At 65.2% G+C, this 21376-nt stretch carries 21 protein-coding genes and 1 pseudogene; 13 read left to right on the top strand and 9 right to left on the bottom strand.

Annotation, left to right across the window (positions count from 1 at the left end):
* Positions 1-154: 154 nt before the first annotated feature.
* Both cysK and DM995_RS07840 read right to left on the bottom strand, forming a co-directional pair.
* Positions 155-1072: a cysteine synthase A gene (gene cysK / locus DM995_RS07845; RefSeq protein ID WP_116969066.1), complete on the bottom strand. Its 918-nt coding sequence runs from the start codon at positions 1070-1072 to the stop codon at positions 155-157.
* Positions 1069-2382, bottom strand: a complete 1314-nt coding sequence (locus DM995_RS07840) for an MFS transporter (RefSeq protein ID WP_116969065.1) — start codon at positions 2380-2382, stop codon at positions 1069-1071. Before DM995_RS07840 ends, cysK begins: the two co-directional genes overlap by 4 nt.
* Before the next feature lie 154 nt (positions 2383-2536).
* Between DM995_RS07840 and DM995_RS07835 the strand changes: the two genes are divergently transcribed.
* On the top strand, positions 2537-4276 hold the full coding sequence (locus tag DM995_RS07835) for a DUF885 domain-containing protein (RefSeq protein ID WP_116969064.1): 1740 nt from the start codon (positions 2537-2539) through the stop codon (positions 4274-4276).
* Positions 4277-4280: 4 nt separating this feature from the next.
* On the opposite strand, the gene DM995_RS07830 is transcribed toward DM995_RS07835, so the two are convergent.
* Positions 4281-4622 (bottom strand): BufA1 family periplasmic bufferin-type metallophore, encoded by a 342-nt coding sequence (locus DM995_RS07830; RefSeq protein WP_023836505.1) that lies wholly within the window; start codon positions 4620-4622, stop codon positions 4281-4283.
* 54 nt (positions 4623-4676) lie between these two features.
* On the opposite strand from DM995_RS07830, the pseudogene DM995_RS07825 reads away from it, so the two are divergent.
* Positions 4677-5384, top strand: a pseudogene (locus DM995_RS07825) (adenosine kinase); the annotation flags it as partial.
* Between the two features lie 181 nt (positions 5385-5565).
* Here the strand turns inward: DM995_RS07825 and DM995_RS07820 are convergent.
* Positions 5566-5841 (bottom strand): hypothetical protein, encoded by a 276-nt coding sequence (locus DM995_RS07820; protein ID WP_157973123.1) that lies wholly within the window; start codon positions 5839-5841, stop codon positions 5566-5568.
* A gap of 712 nt (positions 5842-6553) precedes the next feature.
* Between DM995_RS07820 and DM995_RS07815 the strand changes: the two genes are divergently transcribed.
* The 5 genes from DM995_RS07815 (at position 6554) to proC (ending at position 9967) form a co-directional block, all read left to right on the top strand.
* Positions 6554-7333, top strand: a complete 780-nt coding sequence (locus DM995_RS07815; RefSeq protein WP_116969062.1) for a TlyA family RNA methyltransferase — start codon at positions 6554-6556, stop codon at positions 7331-7333.
* A gap of 104 nt (positions 7334-7437) precedes the next feature.
* Positions 7438-8007, top strand: a complete 570-nt coding sequence (locus DM995_RS07810) for a TspO/MBR family protein (RefSeq protein WP_023839215.1) — start codon at positions 7438-7440, stop codon at positions 8005-8007.
* Positions 8008-8096: 89 nt separating this feature from the next.
* The gene (locus DM995_RS07805; protein WP_023839216.1) at positions 8097-8366 is read left to right on the top strand and encodes an accessory factor UbiK family protein; all 270 of its coding nucleotides are present in this window, start codon (positions 8097-8099) and stop codon (positions 8364-8366) included.
* 139 nt (positions 8367-8505) lie between these two features.
* A complete protein-coding gene (locus tag DM995_RS07800) occupies positions 8506-9009 on the top strand; it encodes a type III secretion system chaperone family protein (RefSeq protein WP_023839217.1) in 504 nt (167 codons plus the stop codon).
* Between the two features lie 142 nt (positions 9010-9151).
* Positions 9152-9967: a pyrroline-5-carboxylate reductase gene (proC, locus tag DM995_RS07795; RefSeq protein WP_232824178.1), complete on the top strand. Its 816-nt coding sequence runs from the start codon at positions 9152-9154 to the stop codon at positions 9965-9967.
* Here the strand turns inward: proC and DM995_RS07790 are convergent.
* Genes DM995_RS07790 through DM995_RS07780 form a run of 3 tightly spaced genes read right to left on the bottom strand, consistent with a single transcriptional unit; the run spans position 9961 to position 12179 of the window.
* The gene (locus DM995_RS07790) at positions 9961-10470 is read right to left on the bottom strand and encodes a GrpB family protein (RefSeq protein WP_116969061.1); all 510 of its coding nucleotides are present in this window, start codon (positions 10468-10470) and stop codon (positions 9961-9963) included. The genes proC and DM995_RS07790 overlap by 7 nt on opposite strands.
* Before the next feature lie 13 nt (positions 10471-10483).
* Complete coding sequence (locus DM995_RS07785; protein WP_116969060.1) at positions 10484-11353, bottom strand: LOG family protein; 870 nt, start codon at positions 11351-11353, stop codon at positions 10484-10486.
* Positions 11354-11378: 25 nt separating this feature from the next.
* Positions 11379-12179, bottom strand: a complete 801-nt coding sequence (locus DM995_RS07780; RefSeq protein ID WP_116970366.1) for an extensin-like domain-containing protein — start codon at positions 12177-12179, stop codon at positions 11379-11381.
* Between the two features lie 231 nt (positions 12180-12410).
* On the opposite strand from DM995_RS07780, the gene DM995_RS07775 reads away from it, so the two are divergent.
* The 4 genes from DM995_RS07775 (at position 12411) to serA (ending at position 16371) form a co-directional block, all read left to right on the top strand.
* Complete coding sequence (locus tag DM995_RS07775; protein ID WP_116969059.1) at positions 12411-13016, top strand: protein-methionine-sulfoxide reductase heme-binding subunit MsrQ; 606 nt, start codon at positions 12411-12413, stop codon at positions 13014-13016.
* A gap of 25 nt (positions 13017-13041) precedes the next feature.
* On the top strand, positions 13042-13353 hold the full coding sequence (locus DM995_RS07770; protein WP_023839222.1) for a PepSY domain-containing protein: 312 nt from the start codon (positions 13042-13044) through the stop codon (positions 13351-13353).
* A gap of 153 nt (positions 13354-13506) precedes the next feature.
* A complete protein-coding gene (locus DM995_RS07765; RefSeq protein ID WP_116969058.1) occupies positions 13507-14661 on the top strand; it encodes a phosphoserine transaminase in 1155 nt (384 codons plus the stop codon).
* A gap of 123 nt (positions 14662-14784) precedes the next feature.
* On the top strand, positions 14785-16371 hold the full coding sequence (gene serA, locus DM995_RS07760) for a phosphoglycerate dehydrogenase (protein ID WP_116969057.1): 1587 nt from the start codon (positions 14785-14787) through the stop codon (positions 16369-16371).
* A gap of 57 nt (positions 16372-16428) precedes the next feature.
* On the opposite strand, the gene DM995_RS07755 is transcribed toward serA, so the two are convergent.
* Both DM995_RS07755 and DM995_RS07750 read right to left on the bottom strand, forming a co-directional pair.
* Complete coding sequence (locus DM995_RS07755) at positions 16429-16899, bottom strand: PilZ domain-containing protein (protein ID WP_023839225.1); 471 nt, start codon at positions 16897-16899, stop codon at positions 16429-16431.
* Between the two features lie 72 nt (positions 16900-16971).
* Positions 16972-17283, bottom strand: a complete 312-nt coding sequence (locus tag DM995_RS07750) for a winged helix DNA-binding protein (RefSeq protein WP_023839226.1) — start codon at positions 17281-17283, stop codon at positions 16972-16974.
* Positions 17284-17790: 507 nt separating this feature from the next.
* Here DM995_RS07750 and DM995_RS07745 point away from each other — a divergent pair.
* Both DM995_RS07745 and clpB read left to right on the top strand, forming a co-directional pair.
* Entirely contained in the window at positions 17791-18678 is an 888-nt protein-coding gene (locus DM995_RS07745; protein WP_116969055.1) for an HpcH/HpaI aldolase/citrate lyase family protein, read from the top strand.
* 97 nt (positions 18679-18775) lie between these two features.
* Complete coding sequence (gene clpB, locus DM995_RS07740) at positions 18776-21355, top strand: ATP-dependent chaperone ClpB (RefSeq protein WP_116969054.1); 2580 nt, start codon at positions 18776-18778, stop codon at positions 21353-21355.
* The last annotated feature ends 21 nt before the right edge of the window (positions 21356-21376 follow it).

Below are 21376 nucleotides of genomic sequence, written 5' to 3'. Positions count from 1 at the left end.
TCGAACGTGCGACAGGCGCGTCCGATCCGGTGCAATCGAACAGGTTGCAGGGCTGTGGCCGCGAGTCTTGGACAAAAGCGCCATTCCCTGTCCAAGCGAATCGGGATGGTCCGCTCGGAGGGGAATGTCGCCACCCAATGCCAGCGCATTAAGCTTATTCGGGCAGGAAGTCGGGCACCGAGAGATAGCGTTCGCCCGTATCGTAATTGAAGCCCAGGATGCGCGATCCTGCGGGCAGGTCGCTGAGCTTCTGGGCGATCGCGGCCAGTGTTGCGCCCGACGAAATGCCGACCAGCATGCCTTCCTCGCGCGCCGAGCGGCGGGCCATTTCCTTGGCGTCGGCGGGATCGACCTGAATCACGCCATCGAGCAGCCGTGTGTGCAGGTTGCCGGGGATGAAGCCTGCGCCGATGCCCTGGATCGGGTGCGGGCCCGGCTGGCCGCCCGAAATCACCGGTGACAGCGATGGTTCGACCGCAAAGACCTTGAGCGCGGGCCAGTGCTTTTTCAGCTCCTCGGCGCACCCGGTAATGTGCCCGCCGGTTCCCACGCCGGTGATCAGCACGTCGATCGGCGAGTCGGCAAAGTCGGCGAGGATCTCCTGCGCTGTGGTCCGCACATGGACCGAGATGTTCGCGGCGTTCTCGAACTGCTGCGGCATCCACGCGCCGGGGGTCTGCTCGATCAGCTCCTGCGCGCGTTCGATCGCGCCCTTCATGCCCTTTTCGCGCGGGGTCAGGTCAAAGGTCGCGCCGTACGCGAGCATCAGCCGCCGCCGTTCGATCGACATGCTCTCGGGCATCACCAGCACCAGCCTGTAGCCCTTGACCGCCGCGACCATGGCAAGGCCCACGCCGGTATTGCCCGATGTCGGCTCGATGATCGTGCCGCCGGGCTGGAGCGAACCGTCGGCTTCCGCCGCCTCGATCATCGCGAGCGCGATGCGGTCCTTGATCGATCCGCCCGGATTGGACCGTTCCGACTTGATCCAGACCTGCGCGTCGCCGAACAGCCGGTTGATGCGGACGTGCGGCGTCTTGCCGATGGTTTCGAGAATGCTTGCGGCGATCATGTCGAAGTCTCTCCTGCAGAAGGCGCCTGGGTATGCAGCGCAGTCGATGGGGATTGGGCTTCTTCCTCGGCAGGATCGAAGCTGCGCGCGGCACCGATCTGCGGAAACAGCCGGGACCAGAGCGCTGTAATCAATATAGCGCCGCCGCCGCCCGCCACAACCGCCGCCACGGGGCCGATGAGCCAGGCGAGCATGCCCGAAAAGGCATCGCCCAGCTCGTTCGAGGCCGAGACAGTGAGCAGCGACACGGCGGAAACGCGCCCGCGCTTGTCGTCGGGGGTGTTGAGCTGGATCAGCGACTGGCGGACATAGACGCTGAACATGTCCGCCGCGCCCGCGATGAACAGGCACGCCATCGAGACGACGAGAATGCGGCTGAAACCGAAAACCACCGTCACGAGGCCGAACAGCAGCACGCTGATCAGCATCTTGTTGCCGACATTCGCGCGAATCGGGCGAAACGAGAAGACGAACGCGACCAGGGCTGCCCCTGCTGCGGGCGAGGAGGCGAGCAGCGACAGCCCCTGTTCGCCGACCTGAAGAATGTCGCGCGCGAACACGGGCAGCAATGCGGTCGACCCGGCGAGGAATACCGCGAACAGATCGAGCGTGATCACCCCCAGCACCAGCTTGTTCTGGCCGACATAGGCCATGCCGTCGATGATCTGCGCGATCGGTCCCTTGCCCTTGTCCATGATCGTGCGCGGCACCGGCCCCACGGTCAGCATGGCCAGCCCTGCCAGCGCGTAGAGACCGGCGCTGACGATATAGGGCAGGTCGGGCCGGATGGCATAGAGCGGCCCGGCCATCGCGGGGCCGATCAGCATCCCCGACTGCCAGGCAATTGAGGACAGCGCGATCGCGGTGGGCAGCGAGGCCTTGGGCACCAGGTTCGGCGCCAGCGCGCTCAGCGAAGGGCCGAGGAACGCGCGCGCGGTGCCCAGCATCGCCGCGATGCTGTAGAGGATCGGCAGGCTGATGAGGTCGTGCGCGGTGGTCCAGGCCAGGATCGCGGCGATCCCCGCCTGGCAGAACAGCACGATGCGCGCCACCAGTCGCCGGTCCATCCGGTCCGCGATCCAGCCGACCAGCGGGGTGAGCACGAACAGCGGCGCGAACTGCAGCAGCCCGATCATGCCCAGCCGCGCCGAGCTGGCGGCGATGTCCATCGTCTCGCGCGCGATATTATAGGCCTGCCAACCGACGATCAGCATCATGCAATACAGCGCCAGCATCGAGCACAGGCGGGTGAGCCAATAGGCGCGATAATTGGGAACAGTGAACGGATGCGGCGCGGCAACGGATTCCATGCCCGTGCGGTAGGCGAGGCCGTGCGATGCGGCAAGCAAGATGAACTTGGGCTTCCCTGCGGCGAATGTTGTGCGCCTGCAAAAAAATGGCTCTTTCCAAGCGCGTGGCGAGGTGCCAGCAAGGGAAGAAGCCGAGAATCCGAGAGGTCGCCGCATGCATCCTGCCAAACGCATTCTTGCCGCCGTGTCGCTGGCGACGCTCGCCGTGTCGTGCAGCGGGGGCGCGCCGTCCGAACCGGCGGAAAAGGGCACCGGGATCGATACCGGCAGCGAATGGGGCAAGTTTCTCGACGCCTTCTTGACCGGCTATTTTCCGCGCAATCCCGATTTCGCGGTCTATCAGGGGCGGCACGAATTCGACGGCAAGCTGCCCGACTGGTCGGAAGAAGGGCTGGCGGACCAGATCGCATTTCTCGACAAGACGCTGGCCGATGCCCAGGCCATGGATGCTTCCAGGCTCGACGCCGACCAGAAGTTCGAGCGCGATTATCTGATCGCGGTGGTCAAGGGCGAGCTGTTCTGGCTCAAGGCGGCGGACTGGCCGCACCGCAACCCGGCCTTCTATACCGGCACGCTCGACCCCTCGGTCTATGTCACGCGGCCTTATGCCGATGCGACCACACGCGCCAGGGCGTTCATCTCCTATGCCCGCGCGGTGCCCAAGGCAGCCGAGCAGATCCGGGCAAATCTCCGGTCGCCGCTCGATCCCTATGCGATCGATTATGGCGTCAATGCGTTCGGCGGCTACGCCACCTTTTTCACCGGCGATGCCCGCGCGGCCTTTGCCGAGGTGACCGACGAAGCCGTCAAGCAGGAGCTCGAAACGGCCACGACCGAAGCAAGCAAGGCGATGCAGGGGCTGGCCGACTGGCTCAAGGCCGAGAAGGCCACGGCAAGGGTCGGGTATGCCATCGGACCCCAGCTTTTCTCGCAGATGCTGGCGGATACCGAGATGGTCGATCTGCCGCTCGCCGAGCTCAAGGCGATCGGCGAGGCGGACTTGAAGCGCAACCAGCAGGCGCTCGCTACCGCCTGCGCGCAGTTCGCGCCGGGCGCGACCATGCCCGATTGCATGGCGAAGCTCGCCAGCGACAAGCCGGAGGATGGCCCGGTCGCCGAGGCGCGGCGGCAGCTGCCCGAACTGCGCGCTTTCCTGGTCGACAAGGATCTGGTCTCGATCCCCGGCGCCGAAGAGGCCAGGGTCGAGGAGTCGCCGCCCTATAACCGGCAGAATTCGGCCTATATCGATATTCCGGGGCCGTACGAGAAAGGCCTGCCGTCGGTCTATTACATCTCGCCGCCCGACCCGTCATGGGCGCCCGACGTGCAGGCCGAATACATTCCGCCCAAGAAGGACCTGTTGTTCACCAGCGTGCACGAGGTCTGGCCGGGCCATTTCCTCAACTTCCTCCACGCCAACCGCGCCAAGTCGTTCTTTGGGCGGCTGTTCGTCGGCTATGCCTATGCCGAGGGCTGGGCGCATTATACCGAGGAGATGATGTGGGAGGCGGGGCTCGGCCGGGGCGATCCAGAGGTGCATATCGGCCAGCTCGCCAACGCCTTGCTGCGCAACTGCCGCTATCTCTCCGCCATCGGGCTGCACACCGGCGGCATGAGCGTCGACCAGTCGGTCGCGCTGTTCCGCGACCAGTGCTATGTCGACGAGGGCAATGCCCGGCAGCAGGCGCTGCGCGGCACCTATGATCCGGGCTATCTCAACTACACGCTCGGGAAGCTGATGATCCGCAAGCTGCGCGCCGACTGGACCGCAGGCAAGGGCGGACGCGAAGCATGGAAGGCATTCCACGACGCCTTCCTGTCCTATGGCGGACCGCCGGTGCCGATGGTGCGTGCGGCGATGATGGAGGAGAAAACCCCGAAGGCGGTGTTCTGACCGATTACCCCTTGGGCGGAACCGGCGGATCGTTGTCCGCGACCTCGGTCAGCGATCCGCCCAGTTTCTCGCATTCGCCGGCTTCGGTGAACTTCCAGGCATTGCCCTGATAATCGACGTTCGATGTGCCCGCGCAGCTGGTGCCGGGGCCGGCGGCGCAGTCGTTCTGCTTGGCGAGCGCGATGCCATAGCATTTTTCCTGCGCGGCCAGTTCGGTCGCGGCCTTCTCGATCGCCTTGTTGCTGGTCTGCTCGGCCTCGGTCGGCTTGTCCTGCGAACAGGCGGCGAGCGAAGCTGCGGCAATCAGCGTCGAGGCGAGCGCGGTCAGGCGGGGATTGTGCGACATGGGGGGCTTTCCTGAGGCTTTGAATTCGATCCTATCGCTGACACAGGCCCGCCGAGTCTCGGCATCGATTATGCCACCCCGGTGCGCGCCGGTGACGACGTGCCGACCGCGCGCTGCCTGATCCTGGTGACGCCCGACGGCCAGCGCACGATGAACACCTTCCTGGGCGCATCGCAGTTCCTGCCCGCGAGCGCGCTCGACGCGGCGATGATCCAGGATGCGGCGGTGCTGTATCTCGAAGGCTATCTGTGGGACCCCGAAGAGCCCCGCGCCGCGATGCGCGCCGCGATCGATGCCGCGCGTTCCGCTGGCCGCAAGGTTGCCTTCACCCTGTCCGACGCCTTCGTGATCGACCGCCACCGCGCCGACTTCCTCGATCTGCTCGACAAGGGGCAGATCGACATCCTGTTCTCGAACGAGGCCGAAATCTGCTCGCTGGCGCAAGTTGATGATTTCGAAGCCGCGGTCGCCACCGTCTCGGCCAAGCTGCCGACCCTGGTTGTCACCCGCAGCGAAAAGGGTGCGATCGCGATCCATGACGGTCAGCGCTACGCCGTCGCCGCCGAGCCGATCGACAAGGTCGTCGACACCACCGGCGCGGGCGACCTGTTCGCCGCCGGTTTCCTCGCCGGACAGGCGCAGGGCCGCGATGTCGAAACGTCGCTGCGCATGGGCGCCATCGCCGCCGCCGAGATCATCTCGCACTTCGGCGCGCGCTCGTCGGCGGACCTGAAGGCGCTGGTGGAGCAGAAGCTGGGCTGAGGGGGCGGGAGGCCGGTATGTTTGCCGGACCGCTGACCAATATGGAATGAGAGCCAGAAACCCCAGCTTTCTGGGGTTTCTGGTCATGTCTGCTTTCGGCAAGCTTTACTCGTTGAACCAATGTCGCAAGCTGTGTGGTTAGCGGGCAATCGCATTTCGTGGTTCTTCGAGAAGGTATCGATCACGATTTGCTAACATATCTGTTGTGTTTCAAGAGCCTTAGAAAACAATACATCGCTAAATCAATAGCGAAGCCGACAAGCAAGATTGCGTTCAATAGAAGGAGCATTCCGGCCAAAAAGAAGCCGCCACCCTTGCCTAGACCTATCCAGTCAGCCGCTGCATCAAATCCGAACATTAGAAATGCCGCCAAAGCGACAGCTGCAAGCCCCAATATGGCAATGTAGGACACAGACCTTGGCGCAAGCGGCTGCTGCTCCTGATCGGAATAGCTCATAAGCTGACACCTCGGCATTTGACTGACGAGCACTTGTAACCCACCCTACTACGGCTGCAATGGGGTCGTTTGCTGATTGGCAGGTATCTTACAAGGGATCGCCAAAGCTGCCCCCAATCCGCTCAGCCTGAGCTTGTCGAAGGCCCCGCTATACCGCCAGCGTGGGCCTCTCAGCTGCGGCTAGGCAGCCAAGCTGCCAAGCCTTCGCATCTCTCCCCTGAAGGGGAGAGAGCATTGCGGGGCGCACAGAGCCATCGTTGCGGGGGAAAAAACAAAACCCGTAGCGGAGCATGACGCTTCAACGCCTGGGGTAACCATGAAATGAGAGGGGCCGCCGGGAGTCTTGGCTCCCCGCGCGGCCCATCACATGGTCAGCGGCCGGAAGTGCCGCCTTCGAAGTGTATGTCGCGCTTGGTGAAAGCGCCTGCCCTGACCAAAGGGCAGAAGGCTATCAGCCGCGAACACTCCGAATGGACTTGACCGACCCTCTTGCTGAACCATGAGACATCGGATCACCTCCTTTCGCTATGTTGAAACCAAGTGAAGGGCCATTCGCAAAAACCCGGTTTTACTGGGGTTTCTGACGATCTGTATTCCTTGCACCCCATATGTGAATCATCACTGCCGCAACGGCAAGTCTTGTATTTCATTTTTTTCCGGGTAATCATCTCGCGCTCGCAAAACGCCGCGTCCCCCGGTAAACGCGCAGGCCATGGCCGAGCAGAATCCATCCCCATCTTCGGAAAAACCGCGCAAGGCGCGCATCGATCAGTTGCTGGTCGATCGCGGGCTGGCGGAGAGTCGCTCGCGTGCGCAGGCGCTGATCCTGGCGGGGCTGGTTTTCGTCGGCGAGCGCAAGGTTGCCAAGGCGGGCGAGACGGTGTCGGGCGATGCCGCGATCGAGGTGCGCGGGCGCGATCATCCCTGGGTGTCGCGCGGCGGCATCAAGCTGGCGCATGCGCTCGACCATTTCGGCATCGACGTGAGCGGCATGACCGCGATCGATGTCGGATCGTCCACCGGCGGCTTTACCGATGTGCTGCTGACGCGCGGGGCTGCGCATGTGTTCGCGGTGGACAGCGGCACCAACCAGCTCGCCTGGAAGCTGCGCCAGGACGATCGCGTCACGGTGCACGAGCAGACTAGCGCGCGAATCCTCACCGAGGCGCACATCACCCGCCCCATCGACATCGTGGTGTGCGACGCAAGCTTCATCGCGCTCGACAAGGTGCTGCCGGTGCCGATGTCCTTTGCCCGGCCCGGCGCGTGGCTCGCCGCGCTGATCAAGCCGCAGTTCGAGGTCGGCAAGGACCAGATCGGCAAGGGCGGGGTGGTGCGCGATCCTGAATTGCACCGCGCGGTCTGCGACCGGGTGATGCGCTGGCTCGAGAGTATCGACTGGCCGGTCACCGGGCTGACACAAAGCCCGATTACCGGGCCGAGCGGCAATATCGAATTCCTCGTCGCGGCGCAGAAGGGGCGCAGCTGTTGACCCGCAACGGCACGGAAAACCTTGGTAAACCGCGCTGGCGTGCGCCAGATTAATTCGATATGCGATAGGAATAGCCCGTTGTGCGGGCAGGAGAATCCGCGTCGATGAATGAGATTGCCTCGCCCATGCAGCTTCGTCTCGCCTTTCTGCGCTGGGCCTTGCTGTTCGTGCCGCTGGTCGTGCTGCTCGGCTTCGGGGTCAGCAATTTTTCGGGCTCGGGCGAGGAAAACCGCTGGTTCCAGGCGCTGATCAAGCCCGAAGCGCAGCCGCCGGGTGCGGCGTTCGGCATCGCCTGGTCGATCCTCTACGTGATGATGGGTCTCGCCGTGACGGTGGTGGTCACCGCGCGCGGCGCGCGTCTTCGCGGGCTGGCGGTGCTGCTGTTCTTCGTCCAGCTGGCGCTGAACCTTGCCTGGCCGATCTATTTCTTCCGCATGCACCAGGTCACGGGAGCCTTCTATCTGCTCGTCGCCATATTCGTTGCCGCCTTTGCCACGACGATCGTGTTCGGGCGCATTCGGCCGCTCGCGGCCTGGCTGATGGTGCCCTATCTCGCCTGGCTGTGCTTCGCTTCGGTGCTCAACAAGCAGATCGATCAGCTCAACCCCGATGCCGAACAGCTGGTGGTGCCGCGCGATGCGCAGCGCATCCAGCTCGCCCCGCCGGGGCCGTGACGCGCGGTTGCGATTGGCGCTGATGGTCCCCACATGCTAGATATGCGGGATGCAAGGACGCGGGACGCGTCTCCCCCAAGGAGTTAGACATGCAGAACAAGTCCGAATTCGGCGGCGATTTCGCCAAGTTCATCAACGGCCTCGCCGGCACCGTCGCAGGGATGAGCCGCGAGGCGGGCGAGAGCGCGCGCGAGCGCACCCGCGAATGGATTGCCGGGCTCGATTTCGTCAGCCGCGACGAGTTCGAGGCGGTGAAGGAAATGGCCGCCAAGGCGCGCGAAGAGGCGGACAGCCTGGCGGCGCGCGTGGCGGCGCTGGAAGCGGCGCTGTCGGCCAGGGCGGCGGGTGGGGCTGAGTAAGCCCGGATTAGCCCTGCTTATCCACAGTTTTTGAACAGACTTCGCGACAAGGCGGACGGTGGCCCAGCGTCCGCCCATTGCGCGCAACCGGGCATCGGGTCATCTTGGCGCCCGTGCCACGGGGCGCGAAAGGAATTTCATGAACGAACAGCAGCTTGACCTGGATCGGGAGGAAGCCGCGCCGGTCGACATGCTGGCCGCGCTGTTCGAGGCGCGTGGCTGGCCGTGCGAGATGGTGGGCGAGGACGAGCTGCTGACCGAGGTCAAGGGCAGCTGGACCAGCTATCAGCTCCGCGCGATCTGGCGGCACGAGGACAATGTGCTGCAGCTTCTCGCCATGCCCGATATCCGCGTGCCCGACGACAAGTTCGCGGTCATCTGCGAGGCGCTGGCCCTGATCAACGAGCAGCTGTGGCTCGGCCATTTCGACATCTGGTCGAACAGCGGCGTGGTGCTCTATCGCAACGGCATGATGCTGGGCAGCGACGCCATGCTCGGGCTTGACCAGGCGCAGCTCGCGGTCGAGGCGGCGATCGACGAGTGCGACCGCTTCTATCCGGTGTTCCAGTTCATCCTCTGGGGCGACAAGAGCCCGCAGGAAGCGCTGGCTGCGGCCTTGATCGACACCCAGGGCGAGGCTTGAGGGCTAGAAGGCTGACGCCTGACCCTTATCCGTTTGTCCCGAGCCCTTCGGCTGGCTGGCAAGCCAGCCGCTCAGGGTAGACTAAAGTCGAGGGACGTGATCCGGAACGGTTGCGCAGCGTCCCTCGACACGCTCGGGACAAATGGAGGTAGGTGTGCTGGGCGTTTTCCCCCAATCCCTTCTGGTCATCGGCTCGGGCAACATGGCCGGCGCGATGCTGCGCGGCTGGTTTGCGCAAGGGCTCGACCCTGCCGCCGTCGCCGTGGTCGATCCTTGCCCACGCGACCTGCCCACCGGGGTTCGCCACCTGACCGCGATCGACCCCGGCCTTTCCGCGCCCGACTGGCTGCTGCTCGGAATCAAGCCGCAGATGCTGGCCGAAGTCGCGCCGCAGCTCGCCAGGCTCGACCTGTCGCACGCGCTGGTCGTCTCGATGCTCGCCGGGGTGGAATGCGCTGGGCTGCGCTCCGCCATCCCAAACGCCCGCGCGATCGCTCGGATCATGCCGAACATGGCGGTGAGCATCGGCCAGTCGGTCACTGCGCTCTATGCCGAAGAGCTGAGCGATGACGACCGCGCCCGGCTCGAATCGCTCTTCGCCATGCTGGGCACTGCCGAATGGCTGGCGGACGAGGCGCAGATGCACTTCGTCACCGCCTTGAGCGGGTCGGGCCCGGCCTATCTGTTCCGCTTCATCGATGCGCTGGGCAAGGCGGCTGAGGGTCTCGGCATGCCCGCAGACCAGGCCGCGCGCTTTGCGATGGCGATGGTGCGCGGTTCGGCTGAGCTGGCGTCCCGGTCCGACGAGAGCCCGGCCGAGCTCGCCGAGCGCGTCGCCAGTCCCGGCGGCACCACCCGCGCCGCGCTCAACATATTCGATGCCGATGCCGCGCTCGACCGGCTGGTGGGCGAGGCCATGGCTGCGGCGGCGAAGCGCAGCGCCGAACTGGGTCAGTAACCGTTCCTCCGGCCGGCCCAGGCCAGCGCTTCGGCTTCGACCGCCAGCACGAACGGATCCTTGCGCGCGACATAGCTGTGCGGATCGGCGGCAAGCGTCTGCTTCAGCTCCGAATAGGCGGCCGCCCTGTCGGGATTCGCGCGCAGATAATCGCGGAAGGCCAGATGCCGGGCGATATGCGGCGATCCGGCGGCGAACACGTGCAGATGATGGGTGCGGGTTCCCCCACCGTCATGCTTGCGGAAATAGCGCCGGCCCTCGATGCCGAACGCGCCCATGGCCTCATAGCCCAGCGCTGTCAGCGCAGGCGTGGCGCGCTCGACCGCCTCGAGCGTGGTCGCAACGCCCAGCATGTCAATAATGGGTTTCGCCGAGATGGCCGGTATCGCGGTGCTGCCGATATGGTGCACCGCGACCAGGCTGTCGCCCATGGCCGCGAGGACGACAGCCGCCTCGGCCCGATAGTCCGCCGCCCAGCCCGGATGGTGCGGAACGACGGGCATGGCGGGACGAGGCTCAGTTGCAGGGCAGGTCGTAGAAGGTCCGGATTTTCGTCCAGGCCTCGTCCGCCGTTTCCACGAAGCTGAACAGGTCGAGATTGCCCGGCGAGATCACGCCCTCTTCGGCCAGCGCCTCGAAATTGACGACACGGTTCCAGAAGTCCTGGCCGAACAGCACGATCGGGATCGGTGCCATCTTGCCGGTCTGGATCAGCGTCAGGAGCTCGAAGAATTCGTCGAACGTGCCGAAGCCGCCGGGGAAGACCGCGACCGCGCGGGCGCGCAGCAGGAAGTGCATCTTGCGCAGCGCGAAATAGTGGAACTGGAAGGACAGGTGCGGGGTGACGAAGCGGTTGGGCGCCTGCTCGTGCGGCAGCACGATGTTGAGCCCGACCGAATCCATGCCGACATCGGCCGCGCCGCGATTGGCGGCTTCCATGATCGAAGGGCCGCCGCCCGAGCAGACGACGAACTGGCGCTTGCCATCCTCGACCACGCCGCATTCGCTGGCCAGCTGCGCCAGCTTGCGCGCTTCGTCATAATAGCGGGCCTTGGCGACCAGCCGTTCGGCGACCTTCTTTTCCTCGGGGCTGCGCGCGGCCTCGACCATGCCCTCGCACTTGTCGGGTGCGGGGATGCGCGCCGATCCGTAGATCACCAGCGTCGATCCGATGCCGGCCTCTTCGAGCAGCATCTCTGGCTTGAGCAGCTCGAGCTGGAAGCGCACCGGGCGCAGTTCCTGGCGCAGCAGGAATTCGGTATCGCCAAAGGCCAGGCGATAGGCCGGATCCTGGGTCTGGGGGGTATCGTGGACCGCGCGTTCGGCGGTACGGGCGTCTTCGGCGGCGCGGCGAAAGCGCGGCTCTGTCAGGTCTTTCTTGGTCATCGCCCGCAATTAAGGGGCGATCGTGCTATCGGCAATAGCCTTGGCCGCTCATGTCGACATGCAGATGGTCGCGGTGCGCGGCGTTGTATTCGGGCCCCAGCACGGTGCCGAACCGCTTGCAGGCGCTGGCATGGATGGTGCGCAGGAACGCGCGTTCCTGGTTGCTGCCGTTCCAGCCCTCCTTGACCGTGATGCGGCGGCCATCGGCGAGCACGAACCCGGCAATGTCGATGGCATTGGCATGCGCGTGCTGCGAGAGCTTTACCGAGCCGGCAATGTTGCGGCACGAATAGCTGCCCATGGTCTCGATCCTCACCAGCGGGCTGCCGAGCATCTGTTCGGCGGCGCGGGCGATGCCATATTGCGCCCATCCGGCAAAGCGTTGTGCCAGTTCGCACCGGACCGGGCCGATATTGCTGATCGCCAGCTCGCTTCGCCCGCGGCCGGCTTCCATCAGGCTGATCGCCGAGAGGCGGACGCTGCCAAGCTGCGAGCAGCCCGCGCCGAAGGTCTGGTCGGGCACGGGGGTGAAGCGCACCTGCGCCTTGCTGAGCTGGCTGATGCACTGGCGCGTGTCGGCGAGCGGCGCGGCGGGCAAGGCCGGCCGCAGGACCTGCTCGCTCCGCGTCGGGGCCCGGGCAGGGGCCCGCGACAGCCCGCGACCTTCGGGCAGCATCGAACAGCCCGCGATCAGCACCGACAGCGCGGCGACCAGGGCGACGCGCTGCAATTCGGGTGATTCGACGATCGTCGTGAAGCGTGGATCGATGCGACGCGGCGCGGACCGTGCACGCCTGTGCAGGCCCGCGCCTTCGCCAGCGCTCATCTCCGCAGGGTCGCCGCCGCCCAGGGGCAGCGGGCCACCAGCGGCCAGGGAGGGACCTTGATGAACGCCTTGTTCCATGGCGTTGATCCTAATCAATGAAATTTAACCCTGCTGTTCCGAGGATGGTTAACGGGGTCATAGGGATTGAACGCGCGGCATTGCGCGGCTCTTGCGGTGAGGCTAGCGCTGATTCGGACGAAGCGGAGCACGCCAGGGGAAGGTGCGGACACGATGTTGTGGCTGATCAACAAGCAGGGGTTTTTCTGGTTTCTGCTGGCGATACCGGCGATCGGCATGAGCATCGGCTTCCTGCGCGACCCGGTGACCGCGTTCGATCTGATTCACCCCAGCGGCGAATTTTCGGTCCGGTTCATGATCATCGCGATGATGATCTCCCCCCTGCGTGCGATTTTCGGCCGACGGCGCTGGCTCGACTGGCTGCTCGCGCGGCGCCGCGCGCTGGGCGTGGCGGCCTGCCTCTATGGCGTGCTGCACCTGGCCTTCTATCTCTATGACATGGGCGACTGGGGCATGATCGCCGAAGAGTCGCTGATTTTCAGCATCTGGACCGGCTATGCGGCGCTGGCGATCTTCATCGCGATGGGGGCGACCAGCAACAATGCCTCGCAGCGGGCGATGCGGACCAACTGGAAACGGCTGCAACAGCTGGTCTACCCCGCCGCCTTGCTGATCGCGCTGCACTGGGTGTACGTTGACGGCGAATATATGGGCATGGTCGTGCATTTTGTTCCGCTGCTGGTTCTGGAAACCGCACGGGTCATACTTATGTTCAAGCGGCGTTCAGCGCGCCATGGCACACAGGCAGCAACGGGCTGACCGTGGTAGAGAAGAGGGACAATCCATGAAATTCGCACAGGCCATGCTGGCCGTCGCCGCCGCCACCGCGATGCAGTTTTCCGCTGCTCCGGATGCCTTTGCCACCGGCAAGATGAAGTGCGACGCGGGCCCGCAGACGGGCTGGAAGAGCCGTACCGATCTGGAAGCCAAGCTCAAGAAGGATGGCTGGAAGGTCAAGAAATCCAAGGTCGATGGCGGCTGCTACGAGGTCTATGGCGTCACCCCCGAAGGCCAGAATGTCGAAGCCTATTTCCACCCCGTCACGATGGAAAAGCTGCTCGTCTCGCAGCGTGGCAAGGTCATTTTCAAGAAGTGAATTGCGGCCGCCCTGTGCTTTTGTTGCGCAGGGCGGCGTGATTCTGGCCCCGTCCGGCATTTGGTGATTGCTTTCGTTGCAATTCGCCCCTAGGGCCGTCGACGGGCCACGCGGTCCCAACGCCGCGCGTGCTCTCTGCAAGGAGAGACTGACATGACTGATACCGTTGGTGCGGGCGCTGTGCTCGCCAAGAAACCTGCCACCCTGCCTGCTCGCCCGTATTTTTCCTCGGGCCCCTGCGCAAAGCCCCCGGGCTGGTCGGCAGCACAACTTTCCACCGAATCGCTGGGTCGTTCGCACCGGTCGAAGATCGGCAAGGCGCGGCTGCAATATTGCATCGACCTGATGCGCGAGCTGCTCAAGCTCCCCGACACCCACCGGATCGGTATCGTGCCCGGATCGGACACCGGCGCCTTCGAAATGGCGATGTGGACGATGCTGGGCGCCCGCCCCGTCACCGCGCTCGCCTGGGAAAGCTTCGGCGAGGGCTGGGTGACCGACGCGGCCAAGCAGCTTAAGCTCGATCCTGTCATCCTGCGCGCCGATTATGGCCAGATCCCCGATCTGAATGCGGTCGACTGGTCGCACGACGTGCTGTTTACCTGGAACGGCACCACCTCGGGCGCGCGTGTCCCCAATGGCGACTGGATCGCCGCCGACCGCGAGGGGCTGAGCTTTGCCGACGCGACTAGCGCGGTGTTTGCCTATGACCTGCCCTGGGACAAGATCGATGTCGCCACCTTCTCCTGGCAGAAGGTGCTGGGCGGCGAGGGCGCGCATGGCGTGCTGATCCTCGGCCCGCGCGCGGTCGAACGGCTCGAAACCTATACCCCCGCCTGGCCGCTGCCCAAGGTGTTCCGCCTGGTCAGCAAGGGCAAGCTCGCCGAGGGCGTGTTCAAGGGCGAGACGATCAACACCCCGTCGATGCTCGCGGTGGAAGATGCGATCTTCGCGCTCGAATGGGGCAAGTCGCTGGGCGGCGCCGATGCGATGATCGCGCGCTCCAACGCCAATGCGGCGGCGCTCGATGCCATCGTCCAGGCACGCCCATGGCTCGGCCATCTCGCGCCCGATCCGGCCACGCGTTCGACCACCAGCGTCTGCCTGACGGTCGAGGGCGCGGACGAGGCTTTCATCAAGGCCTTTGCCGGACTGCTCGAGAAGGAAGGCGCGGCCTTCGACATCGCAGGGTATCGCGATGCCCCTGCGGGCCTGCGCATCTGGTGCGGCGCGACCGTCGACACCGCCGATATCGAGGCGCTCGGCCCCTGGCTCGACTGGGCCTATTCCGAGCTCACTTCCCAGTAATCGAACCGGTTCCCCGCAAAGGCGGGGACCCATCTCCTGCGCATGCGCCTGGTGCAGCGGTCCGGAGATGGGCCCCTGCCTGTGCAGGGGATCGGCACATCTTTTCCGACAAAGGATATTCCCATGCCCAAAGTTCTGATTTCCGACAAGATGGATCCCAAGGCCGCGCAGATCTTCCGCGAGCGCGGCTGCGAAGTCGACGTCATCACCGGCCAGACCCCCGAAGAGCTCGCCGCGATCATCGGCCAGTATGACGGTCTTGCCATCCGCTCCTCGACCAAGGTGACCAAGGCGATCCTCGATGCCGCGACCAACCTCAAGGTCGTCGGCCGCGCCGGCATCGGCGTCGACAATGTCGATATTCCCGCAGCTTCCGCCAAGGGCGTGGTCGTGATGAACACGCCGTTCGGCAACTCGATCACCACCGCCGAACATGCCATCGCGCTGATGTTCGCGCTCGCCCGCCAGCTGCCCGAGGCCGATGCCTCGACCCAGGCCGGCAAGTGGGAAAAGAACCGCTTCATGGGGGTCGAACTGACCGCCAAGACGCTCGGCCTGATCGGCGCGGGCAATATCGGTTCGATCGTCGCCGACCGCGCGCTGGGCCTCAAGATGAAGGTCATCGCATTCGACCCGTTCCTGACGCCCGAGCGCGCGGTGGAACTGGGCATCGAGAAGGTCACGCTCGACGATCTGCTCGCGCGCGCCGATTTCATCACGCTGCACACCCCGCTGACCGACCAGACGCGCAACATCCTCAGCAAGGAAGCGCTGGCCAAGACCCGGAGGGGCGTGCGGATCATCAACTGCGCGCGCGGCGGTCTGATCGACGAAGCCGCGCTCAAGGAAGCGCTCGATTCGGGGCATGTCGCCGGCGCCGCGCTCGACGTGTTCGCGACCGAACCGGCGCACGAGCATCCGCTGTTCAACACGCCGAACTTCGTCGCGACCCCGCATCTGGGCGCATCGACCAGCGAGGCGCAGGTCAATGTCGCGATCCAGGTCGCCGAACAGATGGCCGATTATCTGGTCAAGGGTGGCGTGACCAACGCGCTTAACATGCCCAGCCTCTCGGCGGAACAGGCGCCGAAGCTGCGCCCCTATATGGCGCTGGCGACCAATCTGGGCCGCCTCGTCGGTCAGCTCGAGAGCGACCGGGTCAAGAGCATCGCGATCGAGGTCGAGGGTGCGGCGGCCGAACTCGACATGAAGCCGATCACCGCTGCGGTGCTCGCCGGGTTCATGAGCGCGTTCAGTGACGCAGTGAACATGGTCAATGCACCGTTCCTCGCCAAGGACCGCGGGCTCGACGTGCGCGAAGTGCGGCATGACCGCGAGGGCGATTACCACACGCTGGTGCGCGTCTCGGTTGCCACCGCCGATGGCGAGCGCTCGGTCGCGGGCACGCTGTTCGGCAATGCCACGCCGCGTCTGGTCGAGATCTACGGCATCAAGATCGAGGCCGATCTCGCCGGGCACATGCTGTACATCGTCAATCGCGACGAACCCGGCTTCATCGGTCGTCTGGGCTCGACGCTGGGCGAGGCCAATGTCAACATCGCGACCTTCCACCTGGGCCGCCGCGAGGCGCGTGCGGGCGGCGAGGCGGTACTGCTGCTGTCGCTGGACGGCGCGGTGGCCGAGCCGGTGCTTTGGAAGCTGTGCCAGCTTGCCGGGGTCAAGTCGGTCAAGAGCCTGAAGTTCGACTGATCCGTCTGAGCATCCATGCCCCGTGCCCGGTTGCATGCCGGGCCGGGGTCTGGAACGTCAGACCTGCTTGTCGCGCCGGGGCATCGATATCGTGGGGCGATAGGTGCTCTTCATCGGCTTGAAGCGCGTGAAGACATGGTTTTCCAGCGGCTTGTTGACCTTGCTGTCCCAGGTCGTGCTGCTGTTGAACGACAGGCTTTCGACCTGCTTGGTGTCGATCTTCAGATCGGTGGTAAGCTGTGCGCCGAACTGGCCGCTGCGGACCCAGCGCACTTCCGCCTCGAACCGGCCAAGGCCCGGCCGATCGATTTCGACTACATCGCCGGGATAGAGCGGCGCGGCGCACCGCCCGCCAAGTCCGCCGCTCGAGATATCGCGGATCACGCCATCGGCACTGCCGAAGCGCTCGTGAAACAGGGTGACCTTCATCAACCGGTGCACGCGCGCTTCGCGCTGCGGCAGGCTGGCATCGCCATTCCGCGCCGCATCGACGTTGTAGTCCGTCAGTCCTTTTTTGCCGAATGACATGATGGGTGCGTCCTTTGCACCACACCCTTACGCAAAAAGCCTTAAATCGAGGTAAAACGCCAAATCCGCCGATCAGACGAGATCGAAGCGGTCCAGATACAGGTCGAACTGCGCCTCACCCAGGGTGGTGAGCGTCACCCGCGTGCGTCGCCGATCCGACCGATCGGGCACCATGTCGGCATAGCCCTTTTCGCGCAGCTGGTGGATCAGGCGCAGCGCGGTGCTTTCGGGCGCGTCGCTCATCAGGCAAAGGTCGCTCATCGACAGCTGGCTACCGCTGCGCTTGGCCGCAAGCAGCGCGACCAGCATGTCCCACAACGGATTGCGCAGCTTGAGCTCGGGGAAGCAGTTGCTCCTCAGCCGGGCTGCCTGCTGTTCGCGCATGACCAGGCGGGTGCGGCGGTCGCCGTCGTTCTGGGCGGTACGCGGCCCGTCCGCCTGCGCGCCATCGGGGCGGAGGGGGCGATGCCATGTGGTCGCTGGGCGTGGGCTGGTTTCTCTCGCTAAAGATTTCACGTGCATGTCCCTGTTGTTGCGCGCGCGCCCGTCGGCCTTGTTGTCGTCCTGCCTGGCCGGCCCCTATGGCCGGTCGCGGACGTTGGCTCTGTGAGAACAGTTCTTGCAGCATCTTCAGATGCTTACCACCCCGGATTTTGGGGGGTGACCCCGAATCTGCGGTATTTTTTGCTTCCGTTTCGGATCAATTATTTCGTGCGACACCATTTTTTGGTCGTGCGGGGAGCATCGAAATCGCGGGAAAACCGGGTGTCTGGCGTGTCCGTCGCGACCGCGCCACAGCTGGCGCACGCCGCCGCCCATGCTGCGCGATTGCGCTTGTCCTGTGCGGCGGTAAAAGCAGGTCCGGCGAGACATGGAGCGGACCTTGAGGCGATGACCGAGTTACAGAACCTTCCGATGCGGTCCTGGCTGTTTGCCCCGGGCGACAGCGAGAAAAAGATGGCCAAGGCCGCCGACAGTGCTGCCGATATCGTGTTGCTCGACCTGGAGGATGCGGTTGCGGCAGAGAACAAGCCTGTTGCTCGCGAACTGGTGCACGGCCTGCTTGCAAGCCGCGCCTCCGGGCACGAGCGGCTCTGGGTGCGGGTCAATCCGCTCGACGGAGACTGGACGCTGCACGATCTCGCCGCAGTCATGCCCGCGCGACCCGGCGGCATCATGCTGCCCAAGGCGCGCGGACGGCACGATGTCGAACGGCTCGACCATTATCTCTCGGCGCTGGAAGTCGCGAACGGGATCGAACCGGGATCGACCCCGGTGATCGCGCTGGTGACCGAGACCGCCGAGGCGATGTTCACCACCGGCGACTACAAGGGCGCGCCGCGTCTGATGGCCTTGAGCTGGGGCGCGGAGGATCTGGCCGATTCGATCGGCGCGGCCAGCAACCGCAACGCGGACGGCAGTTATGGCTTCACCTATGAGCTCGCGCGCAGCCTGTGCCTGCTCGGCGCAGCCGCTGCAGGGGTTGCCGCGATCGAGACGATCCAGGGCGATTTCCGGGATCTGGACGGGCTCAAGGCGCGCGCCGAGAAGGTACGGCGCGATGGATTTGCCGGAATGCTGGCCATCCATCCGGCGCAGGTCGATGTCATCAATGCCGCCTTCACCCCCAGTGAGGAGGAGCTGACCGAGGCCCAGGCGATCGTCGACCTGTTCGCCGCCCACCCGGGCGCAGGGACGATCGGATACAAGGGCGGCATGCTTGACCGTCCGCATCTGTCGCGGGCGATGCAGCTTCTGGCGCGGGCTGGCAGAGGCTGAAAGCGGACGCCCAAAATCTGCATCAGCCTCCCCTTGCGTTGCAAAGATGCAACACTATCTCTGGTCGGCAAGGGCTGGATAGGGTGGAGAAACTCCCATGAACCTCGAGAAATTTACCGACCGCGCCAAGGGCTTCCTGCAATCGGCGCAGACTGTTGCCATTCGGATGAGCCATCAGCGGATCAGCCCGGAGCATATCCTCAAAGCGCTGCTCGAAGACAGCGAAGGCATGGCCGCCGGGCTGATCGCGCGCGCAGGGGGGCAGGCCCCGGCCGCGGTGCAGGAGGTCGATGCCCTGCTTGCCAAGGTGCCGGCCGTCTCGGGCGGCGGTGCGCAGCAGACGCCGGGCCTGGACAATGACGCGGTGCGGCTGCTCGACAGCGCCGAACAGGTTGCCAGCAAGGCCGGCGACAGCTTCGTCACGGTCGAGCGGCTGCTGCTCGCCATCGCGCTCGCCAAGGGCACCAAGGCGGGCGATGCGCTGGCCAAGGCGGGCGTCACCCCGGAAGCGCTCAACACCGCGATCAACGACCTGCGCGGCGGCCGCACCGCAACCTCGGCCAGCGCCGAGGAAAGCTATGAGGCGATGAAGAAATATGCGCGCGACCTGACCGCGGTGGCGCGCGAGGGCAAGCTCGACCCGGTGATCGGCCGCGACGAGGAAATCCGCCGCACGGTGCAGATCCTGGCGCGTCGCACCAAGAACAACCCGGTGCTGATCGGCGAACCCGGCGTCGGCAAGACCGCGATCGCCGAAGGCCTAGCGCTGCGCATCGCCAATGGCGATGTGCCCGATTCGCTGAAGGACCGCCGCCTGATGGCGCTCGACATGGGCGCGCTGATCGCGGGCGCGAAATATCGCGGCGAGTTCGAGGAGCGGCTCAAGGCGGTGCTCGACGAGGTGAAGACTGCCGAGGGCGAGATCATCCTGTTCATCGACGAGATGCACACGCTGGTTGGTGCCGGCAAGGGCGAGGGCGCGATGGACGCCTCGAACCTGCTCAAGCCCGCGCTGGCGCGCGGCGAGCTGCACTGCATCGGCGCGACCACGCTCGACGAATATCAGAAGCATGTCGAGAAGGACCCCGCGCTGCAGCGGCGCTTCCAGCCGGTGTTCGTCGGCGAGCCCAATGTCGAGGACACGATCTCGATCCTGCGCGGCCTCAAGGAGAAATACGAGCTGCACCATGGCGTGCGGATCACCGACAACGCGCTGGTGGCGGCGGCGACGCTCTCCAACCGCTATATCTCGGACCGCTTCCTGCCCGACAAGGCGATCGACCTGATGGACGAGGCGGCGAGCCGCATCCGCATGGAGGTGGAGAGCAAGCCCGAGGAGATCGAGGCGCTCGACCGGCGGATCATCCAGCTCAAGATCGAGGCTTCGGCGCTCGGCAAGGAAAGCGATGCCGCGTCGAAGGATCGCCTCGCGACGCTGCAGAAGGACCTGGCCGAGCTCGAACAGCAATCGGCCGAGCTGACCACGCGCTGGCAGGGCGAGAAGGACAAGATCCACGCCGAGGCCAGGCTCAAGGAAGAGCTGGATGCCTTGCGCATCGAGCTCGAACAGGCGCAGCGCAACGGCGATCTCGCGCGCGCGGGCGAGCTTTCCTATGGCCGCATCCCCGAGCTCGAGCGCAAGCTGGCCGAGGCACAGAGCCACACGGCTGGCGCGATGCTGCGCGAGGAGGTGACCGAGGACGATATCGCCGCAGTGGTGAGCAAGTGGACCGGCATTCCGGTTGACCGGATGCTCGCGGGCGAGCGCGAGAAGCTGCTCTCGATGGAAGAGCATATCGGCAAGCGCGTGATCGGCCAGCAGGCGGCGGTCGAGGCGGTATCCAAGGCGGTCCGGCGCTCGCGCGCGGGGTTGCAGGACCCGAATCGTCCGCTCGGCAGCTTCCTGTTCCTCGGCCCCACGGGTGTCGGCAAGACCGAGCTGACGCGCGCGCTGGCGGGCTTCCTGTTCGACGACGACAACGCGATGGTGCGCATCGACATGAGCGAGTTCATGGAGAAGCACGCGGTTGCACGGCTGATCGGCGCGCCTCCGGGCTATGTCGGCTATGAGGAGGGCGGCGTGCTCACCGAGGCGGTGCGGCGCAGGCCCTATCAGGTCGTGCTGTTCGACGAGGTCGAGAAGGCGCATCCGGACGTGTTCAACGTGCTGTTGCAGGTGCTCGACGACGGTCGCCTGACCGATGGCCAGGGCCGCACGGTCGATTTCTCGAACACGCTGATCATCCTCACCTCGAACCTCGGCAGCCAGTATCTCGCGGGCATGACCGAGGACCAGAAGGTCAAGGATGTCGAGCCGCAGGTGATGGAAGTGGTGCGCGGACATTTCCGCCCCGAATTCCTCAACCGTCTCGACGAGATCATCCTGTTCCACCGGCTGGGCGAGGAGCATATGGCGCCGATCGTCGACATTCAGGTCGCGCGGGTGGCCAAGCTGCTCAAGGATCGCAAGATCACGATCGACCTGACCGACAGCGCGCGCAAATGGCTGGGCCGGGTGGGTTACGATCCGGTCTATGGCGCGCGGCCGCTCAAGCGCGCAATCCAGCGCTATCTGCAGGACGCACTCGCCGACAAGCTGCTGCGCGGCGAGGTGCCCGACGGCTCGACGGTGTACGTCACCGACGGCGACGGCCAGCTGGTGCTGACGGTGGAATGACGAAGCTCTCCCCTCCCGCTT

Origin of the sequence: Blastomonas sp. UPD001, assembly GCF_003426715.1 — a bacterium.
Lineage (GTDB): Bacteria > Pseudomonadota > Alphaproteobacteria > Sphingomonadales > Sphingomonadaceae > Blastomonas.
This window is presented reverse-complemented; position numbering and strand designations above follow the sequence as displayed.

Bases quoted from the DNA above. Each gene is read 5' to 3' on its own strand.
- cysK (WP_116969066.1), bottom strand. From the start codon at position 1,072: ATGATCGCCGCAAGCATTCTCGAAACCATCGGCAAGACGCCGCACGTC.
- DM995_RS07840 (WP_116969065.1), bottom strand. From the start codon at position 2,382: ATGGAATCCGTTGCCGCGCCGCATCCGTTCACTGTTCCCAATTATCGC.
- DM995_RS07835 (WP_116969064.1), top strand. From the start codon at position 2,537: ATGCATCCTGCCAAACGCATTCTTGCCGCCGTGTCGCTGGCGACGCTC.
- DM995_RS07830 (WP_023836505.1), bottom strand. From the start codon at position 4,622: ATGTCGCACAATCCCCGCCTGACCGCGCTCGCCTCGACGCTGATTGCC.
- DM995_RS07820 (WP_157973123.1), bottom strand. From the start codon at position 5,841: ATGAGCTATTCCGATCAGGAGCAGCAGCCGCTTGCGCCAAGGTCTGTG.
- DM995_RS07815 (WP_116969062.1), top strand. From the start codon at position 6,554: ATGGCCGAGCAGAATCCATCCCCATCTTCGGAAAAACCGCGCAAGGCG.
- DM995_RS07810 (WP_023839215.1), top strand. From the start codon at position 7,438: ATGAATGAGATTGCCTCGCCCATGCAGCTTCGTCTCGCCTTTCTGCGC.
- DM995_RS07805 (WP_023839216.1), top strand. From the start codon at position 8,097: ATGCAGAACAAGTCCGAATTCGGCGGCGATTTCGCCAAGTTCATCAAC.
- DM995_RS07800 (WP_023839217.1), top strand. From the start codon at position 8,506: ATGAACGAACAGCAGCTTGACCTGGATCGGGAGGAAGCCGCGCCGGTC.
- proC (WP_232824178.1), top strand. From the start codon at position 9,152: ATGGAGGTAGGTGTGCTGGGCGTTTTCCCCCAATCCCTTCTGGTCATC.
- DM995_RS07790 (WP_116969061.1), bottom strand. From the start codon at position 10,470: ATGCCCGTCGTTCCGCACCATCCGGGCTGGGCGGCGGACTATCGGGCC.
- DM995_RS07785 (WP_116969060.1), bottom strand. From the start codon at position 11,353: ATGACCAAGAAAGACCTGACAGAGCCGCGCTTTCGCCGCGCCGCCGAA.
- DM995_RS07780 (WP_116970366.1), bottom strand. From the start codon at position 12,179: ATGAGCGCTGGCGAAGGCGCGGGCCTGCACAGGCGTGCACGGTCCGCG.
- DM995_RS07775 (WP_116969059.1), top strand. From the start codon at position 12,411: ATGTTGTGGCTGATCAACAAGCAGGGGTTTTTCTGGTTTCTGCTGGCG.
- DM995_RS07770 (WP_023839222.1), top strand. From the start codon at position 13,042: ATGAAATTCGCACAGGCCATGCTGGCCGTCGCCGCCGCCACCGCGATG.
- DM995_RS07765 (WP_116969058.1), top strand. From the start codon at position 13,507: ATGACTGATACCGTTGGTGCGGGCGCTGTGCTCGCCAAGAAACCTGCC.
- serA (WP_116969057.1), top strand. From the start codon at position 14,785: ATGCCCAAAGTTCTGATTTCCGACAAGATGGATCCCAAGGCCGCGCAG.
- DM995_RS07755 (WP_023839225.1), bottom strand. From the start codon at position 16,899: ATGTCATTCGGCAAAAAAGGACTGACGGACTACAACGTCGATGCGGCG.
- DM995_RS07750 (WP_023839226.1), bottom strand. From the start codon at position 17,283: ATGCGCGAACAGCAGGCAGCCCGGCTGAGGAGCAACTGCTTCCCCGAG.
- DM995_RS07745 (WP_116969055.1), top strand. From the start codon at position 17,791: ATGACCGAGTTACAGAACCTTCCGATGCGGTCCTGGCTGTTTGCCCCG.
- clpB (WP_116969054.1), top strand. From the start codon at position 18,776: ATGAACCTCGAGAAATTTACCGACCGCGCCAAGGGCTTCCTGCAATCG.